Annotated in this window: 12 protein-coding genes; 4 read left to right on the plus strand and 8 right to left on the minus strand. The window is 72.2% G+C overall.

Going from position 1 to position 12182, the window contains the following annotated elements; genetic code table 11:
* Positions 1-30 precede the first annotated feature (30 nt).
* Positions 31-819 carry a 3-hydroxyacyl-CoA dehydrogenase gene (locus tag ACQ393_RS05850; RefSeq protein WP_430645890.1) on the plus strand — a complete coding sequence of 263 codons (789 nt, stop codon included), beginning with the start codon at positions 31-33 and terminating at the stop codon, positions 817-819.
* A 59-nt stretch (positions 820-878) separates the two neighbouring features.
* On the opposite strand, the gene ACQ393_RS05855 is transcribed toward ACQ393_RS05850, so the two are convergent.
* Entirely contained in the window at positions 879-1694 is an 816-nt protein-coding gene (locus ACQ393_RS05855) for an SDR family NAD(P)-dependent oxidoreductase (protein WP_430645891.1), read from the minus strand.
* A 100-nt stretch (positions 1695-1794) separates the two neighbouring features.
* On the opposite strand from ACQ393_RS05855, the gene ACQ393_RS05860 reads away from it, so the two are divergent.
* Positions 1795-2244, plus strand: a complete 450-nt coding sequence (locus ACQ393_RS05860; protein ID WP_430645892.1) for a nuclear transport factor 2 family protein — start codon at positions 1795-1797, stop codon at positions 2242-2244.
* A gap of 48 nt (positions 2245-2292) precedes the next feature.
* On the opposite strand, the gene ACQ393_RS05865 is transcribed toward ACQ393_RS05860, so the two are convergent.
* From ACQ393_RS05865 to ACQ393_RS05875, 3 genes are all read right to left on the minus strand, one after another.
* A complete protein-coding gene (locus ACQ393_RS05865) occupies positions 2293-3279 on the minus strand; it encodes a permease prefix domain 1-containing protein (RefSeq protein WP_430645893.1) in 987 nt (328 codons plus the stop codon).
* The gene (locus tag ACQ393_RS05870; RefSeq protein ID WP_430646296.1) at positions 3276-3611 is read right to left on the minus strand and encodes a PadR family transcriptional regulator; all 336 of its coding nucleotides are present in this window, start codon (positions 3609-3611) and stop codon (positions 3276-3278) included. The genes ACQ393_RS05865 and ACQ393_RS05870 overlap by 4 nt, the downstream gene beginning before the upstream one ends.
* A 153-nt stretch (positions 3612-3764) precedes the next feature.
* Positions 3765-5207 carry a helix-turn-helix domain-containing protein gene (locus ACQ393_RS05875; protein WP_430645894.1) on the minus strand — a complete coding sequence of 481 codons (1443 nt, stop codon included), beginning with the start codon at positions 5205-5207 and terminating at the stop codon, positions 3765-3767.
* Between the two features lie 128 nt (positions 5208-5335).
* Between ACQ393_RS05875 and ACQ393_RS05880 the strand changes: the two genes are divergently transcribed.
* Positions 5336-7204 carry a phosphoenolpyruvate carboxykinase (GTP) gene (locus ACQ393_RS05880; RefSeq protein ID WP_430645895.1) on the plus strand — a complete coding sequence of 623 codons (1869 nt, stop codon included), beginning with the start codon at positions 5336-5338 and terminating at the stop codon, positions 7202-7204.
* A 156-nt stretch (positions 7205-7360) separates the two neighbouring features.
* Here ACQ393_RS05880 and ACQ393_RS05885 read toward each other — a convergent pair whose 3' ends face one another.
* A complete protein-coding gene (locus ACQ393_RS05885) occupies positions 7361-7870 on the minus strand; it encodes a CHRD domain-containing protein (RefSeq protein WP_430645896.1) in 510 nt (169 codons plus the stop codon).
* Positions 7871-8063: 193 nt separating this feature from the next.
* On the opposite strand from ACQ393_RS05885, the gene ACQ393_RS05890 reads away from it, so the two are divergent.
* Positions 8064-8468: a DUF1622 domain-containing protein gene (locus ACQ393_RS05890; protein ID WP_430645897.1), complete on the plus strand. Its 405-nt coding sequence runs from the start codon at positions 8064-8066 to the stop codon at positions 8466-8468.
* A gap of 41 nt (positions 8469-8509) precedes the next feature.
* On the opposite strand, the gene ACQ393_RS05895 is transcribed toward ACQ393_RS05890, so the two are convergent.
* The 3 genes from ACQ393_RS05895 to ACQ393_RS05905 form a co-directional block, all read right to left on the minus strand.
* Positions 8510-8980 (minus strand): 2'-5' RNA ligase family protein, encoded by a 471-nt coding sequence (locus ACQ393_RS05895; protein ID WP_430645898.1) that lies wholly within the window; start codon positions 8978-8980, stop codon positions 8510-8512.
* A gap of 36 nt (positions 8981-9016) precedes the next feature.
* A complete protein-coding gene (locus ACQ393_RS05900) occupies positions 9017-9820 on the minus strand; it encodes a hypothetical protein (RefSeq protein WP_430645899.1) in 804 nt (267 codons plus the stop codon).
* Positions 9821-9960: 140 nt separating this feature from the next.
* The gene (locus tag ACQ393_RS05905; protein ID WP_430645900.1) at positions 9961-12027 is read right to left on the minus strand and encodes an ABC transporter ATP-binding protein; all 2067 of its coding nucleotides are present in this window, start codon (positions 12025-12027) and stop codon (positions 9961-9963) included.
* Positions 12028-12182: the final 155 nt, after the last annotated feature.

The raw sequence follows: 12182 nt of genomic DNA on the forward strand, positions 1-12182 counted from the left end.
CGGCGAGATCCAACCGAACGAAGGAGCAGCATGGAACTCAGCGGAGCATCTGCGATCGTCACGGGCGGCGCGTCCGGCCTCGGCCGCGCGACCGCGCAGGCCCTCGTCGACGGCGGTGCGCACGTCGTCCTCGTCGACCTGCCCGGCCCGCGCGGCGAGCAGGCCGCGGCCGAGCTCGGCGACCACGCGCGGTTCGTGCCGGCCGACGTCGCCGACGAGTCGCAGGTCGCCGAGGCGGTCGCCGCGGCATCCGCCCTCGGGCCCCTGCGCGTGGCCGTGAACTGCGCGGGCATCGTGACCGCGAACCGCACCGTCGGCCGTGACGGACCCGCACCGCTCGACGCGTTCGAGCGCACCATCCGGGTGAACCTCATCGGCACGTTCAACGTCATCCGCCTCGCCGCCGAGGCGATGGCCGGGACCGAGCCCGTGTCGGCGGGCGTCGCGGGCGGTCCGGCGACGCTCGAGCGCGGCGTCATCGTCAACACCGCCTCCGTCGCCGCGTTCGACGGGCAGATCGGCCAGGCAGCGTACTCGGCGTCGAAGGCCGGCGTGGCCGGTATGACACTGCCCATCGCGCGCGACCTGTCGAAGCTGCTCGTCCGCGTCGTCACGATCGCGCCCGGCATCTTCGAGACGCCCATGATGGCGGGCATGTCCGACGACGTGCGAGCCTCGCTCGAGGCGCAGGTGCCGCACCCGTCGCGCCTCGGCCACCCGAGCGAGTACGCCGCGCTCGTGCGGTCGATCATCGCGAACCCGATGCTGAACGGCGAGGTGATCCGCCTCGACGGCGCGATCCGGATGCAGCCGAAGTAGGCGGCCGCCGCGCCGGCGGCCGCCTGGGCCGAGGGGCCTGGGCCGGCGGCCGTCGGGGCTCAGCCGAAGGATGCCGCGTCGGCGTGCTCCGCGAGGGCGCGCGCCGTCCAGCGCATGAGCGCATCGGTCTCGCGATCGTCGCGGGCCTCGGCGCTCGGCTCGACGAGGCGTCCGTCGTCGTAGTACTCGCCGCCCGCGGCATCCGTCGTCAACGCGTCGACCACGTTCGACGCACCGTGCTCGACCGAGGCGCCCGACGCGCCGAACATCGCGTGCAGCAGGTCGGTGCTGATCACGCCCGGACTCAGGCTGACGGCGGTCGCGCCACGGGGGAGCCGCCCGGCGAGCCAGCGGGTGTACATGATGATCGCGAGCTTCGAGCGCGCATAGGCGCGAACGCCCGAGTAGCCGTGCTCGAGCTCGATGTCGTCGAGGTCGAGCGAGGTCATCTCGTGCGTCGCCGAGCCGAGGTTCACGATGCGCGCCGCGTCGTCGAGCGCCGGACGCAACCGGGCGGTGAGCAGCACCATCGCGAGGTAGTTCACCTGCAGGGTCCGCTCGTGCCCGTCGACCGTGAGCCGGCGCACGTCGGCGCCGGGAATGCCCGCGTTGTTCACGAGGGCGTCGATCGGACCGGCCGCCGCGGCGGCGATCGCGGCGGCGCCGTCGACGACGGATGCCAGTCGGCTGAAGTCGCACGAGACGTACTCGACGTCGGCACCCTGCGTCCGGATGCTCGCGATGAGGTCGTCGACGCGCTCCTCCGGTTCAGGGCCCTGCACCACCAGGCGGTCGACGCGTTCGGCGAGCCGTCTCGCCGTCTCGAGCCCGATGCCGCTCGTCGCGCCCGTCACCACGACGGTTCCCCGCAGCATCCGCATGTCGTTCCCTCCGCGTCGTGCGCACCGACGTCCCGCCGTCGCGAGGCTCGCGCCGTGGCGGGAACTGCTCATACCCTAGGCCCGGGAGGCGGGCATGGGGAATCGCGAGATCGTCGAGGCGGCATTCCGGGACTGGGCGAACGGCGAGGGCCACGTGTCGCGCATATTCGCCCCCGACATGCGCTGGGAGATCGCCGGTCGGTCGGCCGTGGCCGGGACGTACGACGACGCCGCCGCCTTCCAGGAGGAGGTGCTCGCGCCATTCGCGCGACGGTTCCCCGCGGAGGCGCCGTTCCGGCCCGTGCGGATCCGGAGCGTGCACGCCGACGCGGACGCCGACGCGGACGCGGACGCCGACGGCGACACGGTCGTGGTCGTCTGGGATGGCGCCGGGACGACCACCGCCGGCACCGAGTACGCGAACACCTACGCCTGGATCATGCGCGTGAGCGGTGGGCGGGTCGTCGAGGGGCTCGCGTTCTTCGACAGCATCGCATTCGACGAGCTCTGGCACGGGGTCCCGCCGACCCCGCCGGCCGGCTGACCGAGCGGAGCCGGTGCCCCGCCGCCGACCCGACGGCGCGGCACCGGATCAGATCCGGCCGAGCGTGAGCGCAGACCCGCCGCGGCCGCGGACGGTCTTGATCACCCCGTCGACGACGTCCCAGATGCTCACCGCCACGAACACGAACACGATGATCGTCGTCACGACGCTCCCGGCCTCACCCCACGGCCACCCGATCACCTCGAGGAACACGGGGTTGAAGAGCTGCCCGGTCGTGAACAGCCACAGTGCCGGCACCGCGAACGCGATGTTGAGGAGCAGGTTGACGACGGCGAGCCACCAGTTCCAGCCCCACGCGTAGATCGCGGCGGCGAACACCATCTCGAGGCCGATGATCACGAGGAACCACGGGATCCAGAACGACCACAGGTCGGGCGAGAGCACCGGGACGGCCTCGCCCATCGGCCGCTCGATCGGCGCGCCGTAGCCCTGCCAGATGATGAGGATCGCGAACAGCCCGAGGAAGACGAGCGACGCGATGAGGTCGCCCAGTCGCCCGCGGCGGCCGGTCTCCGGGAGGTCGGGGAGCATCTCCGGGTTCCAGGTGAGGTCCGGCGCGCGACCAGGCGAGCGCTCGAGGATGGCGAAGACCAGGGTCGGCCAGAACCCGAGGTGCACCGCGAGCGCGAACGCGACGGAGAACGCGTCGGCGAACGCCTCGCCGATGGGTGCCTGCGACACCATCTTCGCCAGGAGCACGGCGCCCGCCGCGATCGGGAGCACGATCGCATAGAGCATCTTCACGAGCCGCCACCAGGTGAGGAAGTAGCTCGGGCCGATGAGCTGCAGCGGGCGGTCGACGTACCCGGCCGCGAGCGCGGCCGGGTCGCCGAGCTCGACGAGGGCCATGCGCTCGGCGTCGGCGGGAGTGCGGCCGGTGCCGACGAGGGCGTCGGATGCGTCGCCGATGCGCTCGCGCAGCTCGCGGTCGAGGTCGGCGCGCTGGGCATCGGGCACGGTGCGGACGGCGGCCCAGACGTAGCGGTCGGTGAGGGTTGCAGCGGGGGTGGTCATGATTCGTCTCCCGAAGTGAGCCGGGCGAGGGCCCGGTCGATGTTCTTCCAATCGGCGGTCAGGACGCCGGCGAGCTGCTCGCCCGCCGGGCTGGTGCGGTAGAACTTCCGAGGTCGGGCCTCCTCGGTGTTCCACTCGCTCGTGAGGAGGCCCTGCTTCTCGAGACGCCGGAGCAGCGGATACAGGGTGTTCGCATCGACGGTGATGCCGATGCGGTTCAGCGACTCGAGCAGGGCGTACCCGTAGTCGGGCTCGCGCAGCCGGACGAGGCAGCCGAGCACGACCGTGCCGCGCCGCAGTTCCTGCAGTTGACCGGCAGTCGTGTCATCCATGCTCATGTCATGCACTGTACTGTGCAACGCACATTATCGCAACGGCTCGGTACCGTTCTCAGGATCGGGCGACGGAATCACCGCGCTTCTCAGGACGACACTCCGGTGCCCGCGGCGACACGCCGAAATCCTCCTGAGAACGGCACCCCACCGCTACTCGGTGGCGTGGGCCTCGAGGAAGGCGTAGACCTCGGCGTCGTCGACGCCCGGGAAGGTGCCCGACGGCAGCGGCGAGAGCACGTGCGCGTGCAGGCGCGCGCTCGGCCACGCCTGCCCGGCCCAGCGCTCGGCGAGGCCGTCGGGCGCGCGCCGGCAGCACGACTCGTCGGGGCAGGTCGAGACCGCGCGAAGGGTGGTCTCGCGGCCGCGGAACCACTTCGCCTGGCTGAACGGCACGCCCACGGTGATCGAGAACTCCGTGGCATCCGTGCGCCCGGTCTGGGTGGCGCACCAGAACGTGCCGACCGGCGTGTCGGTGTACTGGTAGTTCTCGGTCGTGCGGTTGGTGTGCTCGAAGGCCGTGCGCGCGCTCCACTTCTTGCACACCCACTGGCCCTCGATGGAGCCGGTGACATCGGTCGGCAGCGGCAGGCCGTCGTTCTCGTAGCCCTTCAGCAGGGCGCCGTCGCCGTTCACCCGCAGGAAGTGCACCGTCATGTCGAGCTGACTCGTGGCGAGGTTCGTGAACCGCAGCGCGGCGGCCTCGTGGGTGACGCCGAACGCGTCGCGGAAGTCCTCGATCGCGAGGCGCTTGTCCTTCTTCGCCTCCTGCAGGAAGGCGACGGATGCCTCCTGCGGCATCAGGCACGCGGCGGCGAAGTAGTTGATCTCGAGCCGCTGCCAGAGGAACTCGTCGTAGCTCGCCGGCGGCTGGTGGCCGAGGAGGCGATGCGCCATGGCCTGCAGCGCCATCGACCGCAGGCCGTGGCCGCCGGGGATCGAGGCCGGCGGCAGGTAGATGCGGCCGTTCGCGAGATCGGTGATCGACCGGGTCGAGTCGGGCAGGTCGTTGACGTAGATGAGCTGGAAGCCGAGGCGCTCGGCCATGACGCTCACCTCGCGGTGCGTGAGCGCACCCTGCCGGTGCCCCGAGGCGCGCACCTGCTCCTCGGCGAGTTGCTCGATCTCGGGCAGGTAGTTGCTGCGCGCCCGCATGCGCTCCCGCAGCTCGGTGTTGGCGCGCCGCGCCTCCTCGGGCGTCGCGATCGCCTCGCTCGCTCGGCGTTGCAGTTCGTGATGCAGGCCCACGATCGCCTCGAGCGACTCGTCGCTCATGCCGCGTGACGGCTTCACGTGCGGCAGGCCGAGCGCGGCGTAGAGCGGGCTCGACTGCGCGCGCCCGAGCTCGAGCTCGAGCTCGGCGCGCCGGCTCGGCGCCTCGCGGCTGAGCAGGTCGGCGAGGTCGACCTCGAGCGCCGAGGCGAGGGCGTCGAGCGTCGAGAGCTTGGGTTCGCGCTTGCCGTTCTCGATGAGCGAGAGCTGGCTGCCCGCGAGGCCCACGCGATCGCCCAGTTGGTCGAGCGTGAGGCCGAGGTCGGTGCGGTAGTGGCGGATGCGGTGGCCGAGGGTGGCCAGGTCGGGGCTGCCGAGCTTCATGGCTTCAGATTATCGAAAGATCGCGGATTCTTAACAACGGAATTGGCGGAATGGATGTCTCATCCTCGCTCAGACTGGAAACACGCCACCGGTCACGGCGGCACTCCGAACTCCTCGAAAGGACGACGATGACCATCTCCGACTTCTCGGTCAGCGCCTCCGGACCCGCCTCGGACGCGGAGGACCGCCGCCACGGCACGAGCGACCCGGCGCTGCGCGCCTGGGTCGCCGAGATCGCCGCGATCACGCAGCCCGACGACATCGTCTGGTGCGACGGCTCCAAGCAGGAGGCCGATCGGCTCACCCGCCAGCTCATCGCCGAGGGCAAGCTCATCAAGCTCAACCCCGAGTGGCGCCCCAACAGCTACCTCGCCCGCACCGACCCGTCGGACGTCGCGCGCGTCGAGGACCGCACGTTCATCTGCTCCACCTACGAGGAGGACGCGGGCCCGACGAACAACTGGCGCGACCCGCACGCGATGCGCGAGGAGCTCACCGAGGTCTTCACCGGCTCGATGAAGGGCCGGACGATGTACGTCGTGCCGTTCTCGATGGGCCCGCTCGGCGGCGAGATCAGCCAGCTCGGCGTCGAGATCACGGACTCGCCCTACGTCGTCCTGTCGATGGGCATCATGACCCGCATGGGCGAGCAGGTGTACCGCCTGATCGAGGCCGGCGAGCCGTGGGTGCGCACCATCCACTCGCTCGGCTACCCGCTCGTCGACGGCGTCGGCCACCGCCGCGATGACGTCGAGTGGCCCTGCAACGAGACCAAGTACATCGTCCAGTTCCCCGACTCGCGCGAGATCTGGTCGTACGGCTCGGGGTACGGCGGCAACGCGCTGCTGGCGAAGAAGGCGTTCGCGCTCCGCATCGCCAGCGTGATGGCCCGCGACGAGGGATGGCTCGCCGAGCACATGCTCCTCATCAAGGTGACGTCGCCCGCGGGCAAGGCGTACCACATCGCCGCAGCGTTCCCGTCGGCCTGCGGTAAGACGAACCTGGCGATGCTGCGCCCGACGATCCCCGGCTGGAAGGTCGAGACCATCGGCGACGACATCGCCTGGATGCGCCCCGGCGAGGACGGCCGCCTCTACGCGATCAACCCCGAGGCCGGCTTCTTCGGCGTCGCGCCCGGCACCGGCGAGACGACGAACCCGACCGCCGTGCAGACGCTCTGGGGCAACACGATCTTCACGAACGTCGCGCTCCGGCCCGACGGCGACGTCTGGTGGGAGGGCCTGACCGACACCGTGCCCGCCGAGCTCACCGACTGGGAGGGCAACCCGTGGACGCCGGCGTCCGGCCGGCCGGCGGCGCACCCGAACTCGCGCTTCACGGTCGCCGCGGCGCAGTGCCCCCAGATCTCGGACGACTGGGACGCCCACGACGGCGTGCCGATCGACGCGATCCTGTTCGGCGGGCGCCGTGCCACGAACGTCCCGCTCGTGGCCGAGGCCCGCAGCTGGAAGCACGGCGTGTTCATGGGCGCGACGATCTCTTCCGAGCAGACCGCCGCGGCCGAGGGCACCGTCGGCGAGCTCCGCCGCGATCCGTTCGCCATGCTCCCGTTCTGCGGCTACAACATGGCCGACTACTGGGGCCACTGGGTCAAGATGGGCCGCGTGCTCGGCACGAACGCCCCGAAGATCTTCCAGGTCAACTGGTTCCGCAAGGGCCACGACGGGAAGTTCCTCTGGCCCGGATTCGGTGAGAACTCCCGCGTGATCGAGTGGATCGTGGGCCGCATCGAGGGCACCGCCGAGGCTGAGGAGACCCCGATCGGCAACCTGCCGGCCGCCGGTTCGCTCGACCTCGACGGAATCGAGATCTCCGACGACGCGCTCGAGCAGCTCTTCGAGGTCGACCCGAAGACCTGGCTCGCCGAGTGCGACCTCACCGAGGAGTACTTCGGCCAGTTCGGCGACCGGGTGCCCGCGGCGCTCAACGCCGAGCTCTCCAGCCTCCGCTACCACCTCAAGCAGCAGGTGGCGTAGCGGGCCCCTTCCGCCGGTCGTCGCTCAGGGGTGGGCGACGACCGGCGGTATCGCGCCTGAGGGCGCAAGGCGACGGATGCCGCGGGCGCGACGTGCACGGGAAGGCGCGTCACGCCCGCGGCATCCGTCGCCGTTCTCGTGCAGGCGAGCGCCGGGTCAGTGGATCTGGCCGCGGATCTCGCCGCCGGGGATGTCGCCCGGCTCGTTCGTCACCGGACCGCCGTCGTTCGTGTGCACGTTGACGTAGGCGTCGCCCGAGTCGAGCAGGTCGACGAGTTCGCTGAGCGACGCGCCCGCCAGCGGACCGACGAGGTTCGCCGCGGTGATGGTGCCGGTGGCGATCACGCCGCTCGTCCGACCGCCTCCGGGTGCTGCGGGACCGAACAGGAACGCGACGACAGGCCCGTTCACGCCGGCAGGTGCGAGGTGGATGTGCGCCGCGACGGGGTTGTCGAGGTTCGCCACGACGAGGCGGTAGTCCAGTTCGGTGCCGTCGGCCGACAGCATGAAGATCGCCGCGCCGCGCGCGAGCGAGTCGTTCGTCGGGACCTCCTGCGCTGCGCTGAGCTGAGCGGTGTAGGTGGAGTCGTCCGCCTGGGCGGCGACGGGCATCAGCGTCGCGGCGGCGGCCAGCGCCGCAGCGGCCAGGATTCGGGTTGCGTTCATCATCGGTCCCCTCGAGTAGGAATCGACCGGCATCGGCGTCGGCCGATGCGCGCATTCTCGTCCTGCTCCGCCGCGGCCGGAAGCCCCAGTCGGCGTGCCGGCTCGATCGCGGGCCACCGCCCGCGCAGCACGCCACGCGCGGCGCTTCCGCCGTCGCAGCGGGCCGCGGGGCTACCGTGACCGCGGAGGGACCATGGAATTCGGGACGCTCATCACGCAGGTCGGCGAGGTCATCGACGTCCTCGGCGTGGTCGCGATCGTCGTCGGCGTGCTCTACGCGATGGCGGATGCCGCGATCCGGCGGCTCCGCAGGCTCGGTCCGGTCTACACCCGGTTCCGGCGCGTGCTCGGCCGCGGCATCCTGATCGGCCTCGAGCTGCTGGTGGCCGCGGACATCATCCGCACGGTCGCCGTCACGCCGACGATCGAGTCCGTGACGGTGCTCGCGCTCATCGTCGTCATCCGGACCTTCCTCAGCTGGTCGCTCGAGGTCGAGATCTCAGGTCACTGGCCGTGGCAGAAGTCCCGTGCCGCCGCCACCACCGAGGACGCCGCCACGTCGTCCGTCACGCCGACGGCCGACGCCGACCGCGCGTAGGTCGGGGTGCCGCAGGGCCGGTGCGCACGTGCGCCGGACGGTCAGTCGTCGAGCGACCAGACGGCGGCCACCGAGCGCATCGCGCGGCCTTCCGGCGGGCGCAGGTCGACGAGCGCGACCTGGACGAGCCGGGCGGTGCGGCCCGTCGGCATCGACCCGTGCTCGGTGTCGGTCACGTGCGGCCTGAAGTCGAACCGAGCCCGGGCGACATCGACGTCGGCCTCGCGCAGGGCATCGAGCAGGCGCGTGCGCATCGCGCCGAGCGGGCCGTCGTCGCCGACCAGGGTCACGGGCACGTCATGGCGTCGGCCGAACATGGCCCGGTCGAACGCCGTGACCTCGACCGCCCGTCGCCCGTGCAGCACGGGGCCGATGAGGCCCGCGACCCACGCGGCGTCGTTGCGGGTCTCGAACGGCTCGACGACCGTGACGTGCAGCGGCCAAGACGAGACCGGGAACGACGCGCCCGCGTTGAGCGGGTCGACCGGCAGCACCACGGCGAAGCGTCCCATGCGGCGAGGCTACGCCGCATGGGACGCCCGCGGGTCTCAGACGCCGGCCTCGCCGAAGAGGTCGAGCAGCGCGTCGGGCGCGAAGCGCACGTCGACCGAGCCGGTCGGGCCGCGGTCGGCCGCACCGACCCACAGCCCGGAGCCCTCGTGCAGCCGCATCCAGCCGTCGCGGAAGACGATGTCGGCGCCGACGACGATGCCGATCACGGGGGAGTCGCCCGCTCGGACGGCGATCGAGCCCTCGATGTCCTGCTCGGCCTGCGCGTCGACGTCCTCCCGGGCGGCGACGCCGACCAGCGGCCGGACCGTCGGGGTCGCGAAGCCCGGCACGTCGAACGGGCTGCCGGTCGCGGCATCCGGAACGACGCCGACGTGCACGCTCGTCGAGACGAGCGCGGTCTCGGCGCGACCGTCGAGCACGAGGCGGCTGCCGACGCGGAAGCGGTAGAACACCCGGCCGTCGGCGGGCGCGGTGGGGAGCACGACCGCGGTGACCCAGTTGCGGGTCCAGGCGAGCGGGTCGCCGCCGCGGCTCGGCGGGTCGTAGAGGCTCGCGGTCAGCCGCACGGCGCCGTCGGTGCGCGTGGGCGCGGCGCGGAGCGAGGTGGGTCGGTCGCCGGCGGGGGCGATCGAGCGCGCCTGCTCGAATGCGGGCAGTCGCTGGGTGTCCCACTCCCGCAGCCACGACTGCAGGCGGGCGCGGAGCGCGTCGAACGAGGGCTCGGGCGAGGCGGGCGCCTCATCGGCGACATCCGCTGCGGGGGCGGACAGGACGGCGGCGAGGTCGCGCACGGTCGTCGCGCCGCGGGCAGCGGTCCTGGGGGCGTCGAGCAAGGTCATGATGGTCCTCCGGGGTGGATGGCGCGAGCGCGCCGCAAATCCGATGGAGGACACGCTACGAACGGTCGACGGGTCGCGGCATCCGCGCTGGCCCCGGGGTGGGGTGGGGGAGAACCCTGAACCTCGAGGGTGCCGGCGGCTCAGACGAGCAGCTGGTGCTCGGCGAGTTCGCGGTAGAGCGGCACCGTCTCGACGAGCTCCTGGTGCGTGCCCTCGCCGATGACCCGGCCCTCCTCGACGACCACGATCCGGTCGGAGTCGACGACCGTCGACAGCCGGTGTGCGATGACGATGAGCGTGCGCCCCGCCGCGACCGCGTCGATGGCCTCGCGCATCATGCGCTCGTTGACGCCGTCGAGCGACGACGTCGACTCGTCGAGCAGCAGGATCGGCGGTGCGGCCAGCAGCGCCCGCGCGATCGCGAGGCGCTGGCGCTCGCCGCCCGAGAGCATGATGCCGTTCTCGCCGACCTGCGCGTCGAGCCCGGCGGGGTCGCGTTCGAGGACCGAGCCGAGGTTGACCGCGTGCAGCACGTGCTCGCACTCCGCGTCGGTCGCGTCGGGGCTGCCGAGCCTGAGGTTGTCGCGGATCGTGCCGGCGAGCACCGGCGCATCCTGCTCGACGTAGCCGATCTGCGCGCGGAGCTCCGCGCGGTCGAGCGCACGGAGGTCGAGCCCGCCGAGCCGGACCGTGCCGACGCTCGGGTCGTAGAAGCGCTCGATGAGCGCGAGGATCGTCGACTTGCCGGCGCCCGACGGACCGACGAGCGCGATGCGCCGCCCGCGCGGCACGCGGAACGAGACGCCGCGCAGCACGGGCTGGCGTTCGGTCACGTCGGGCTCGGGCAGGTGCTCGTCGGGCGAGTCGTTGCCGGGGTCGGCGGGGTCGGACGGCCGCGTGAGCGCGTACGCGAAGTGCACGTCGTCGAACTCGACGGCCGGGGCCTCCGGCAGGAGGCCCTCGTTGGCGGGGCCGACCATCACGGCTCGTGCGGCGAGCTGCCGATCGTGCGCGTCCTCGTCGGGCAGGTCGAGGATCTCCTGGATGCGCCCGAGCGCGCCGAGCGCCTGGTTCACGGAGGTGATGGCCCCGAACGCCTGCCCGAGCGGCAGGATCATCATGAAGAGGAAGAGGATGAACGTGACGAGGTCGGCGATCGAGATCGCGCCCGACGCCACCCGGAAGCCGCCGACGCCGAGCACGACGAGGAACGAGACCTGCATCGCGATGCCCGCGATGGGAACGATCAGCGCGGAGATCTTCGCGACGGTGACGCCCATACGCCAGGCGCCCTCGGCCTCGGCCTCGACGTCGCGCACCTCGCGCTCGGTCGCACCGGCGGCCCGGATGGTGCGCACCGAGGTGATCGCGCGCTCGACGGATGCCGCGACGTCGCCGACCTTCGCCTGCGCCGCGTGCGAGGCCTCGCGCACACGCGAGGAGAGCAGGGTCACGGTCGTGATCGCGACCGCGATGACGAGGACGGTGAGGCCGAGCAGCACGGGGTCGATCAAGAGCATCGCGATGAGCGCGCCGACGAAGGTGACGGCGCCGCCGATCGCCTCGACCAGCCCCTGGGTCAGCACCGCGCGGAGCATGGTCGTGTCGCTGCCGACCCGGGAGACGAGGTCGCCCGTGCGACGGGTGTCGAACTCGGCGATCGGCAGGTGCAGGATCTTCGCGATGAGCCGTCGACGGCTCGAGAGGACGATCCCCTCGCCCGTGCGCTGCAGCAGGTAGTGCTGGTAGCCGGTGATGAGGCCGCTGACGACGACGAGTGCGACGAGCGCCCAGACGAGCCCGTCGAGCGGGTCGCCGGCCTCGACGATCGTGATCACGCGGCCGACGAGGAGGGGCTGCGCGAGGCTCGCGATCGCGCCGACGATCGAGAGGGCCGCGACGAGGATGAGCACCGGGCGGTGCTCGAAGATGAAGGGCAGCAGCTGGCGGAAGGTCGCGCGGGGGCCGGGCGGCGTCTCGCCGCGGCGGCCGAACGGGCTGCGGCGCGGCGTGCGCCGGCCCGGCCCCGCCGTCGTGCCGCGGTCGTCGGTCGTCGGTCGGTCCGCCCCGTGGGCCTGCTCCCGCTTCGCGCTCGCGTCCCGGCGCCCGATGATCGGGATGCCCCCGGTGCGGGCGGCTCGCTCGGCCGCGCGTTCGGCGGCGCGCGCGGCGGCTCTCGTGCCTGGTGTGATCTCGGTGTCGCTCATGAGGTGTCCTTCGCGGCGCACGGCGGCATCCGTCGTCGGGGGATGCGCGGGCCGCCTTGCAGCATACGTCGCCCGACTGGGAGATCGGGCCCGTCCGCAGTTCCTGTGGACAGCCGACGTGCCGCCCCCGACCACCCGGCCCGGTCCGGCCCGAC

This window comes from Agromyces sp. GXS1127 (assembly GCF_050565425.1).
Taxonomy (GTDB): Bacteria; Actinomycetota; Actinomycetes; order Actinomycetales; family Microbacteriaceae; genus Agromyces.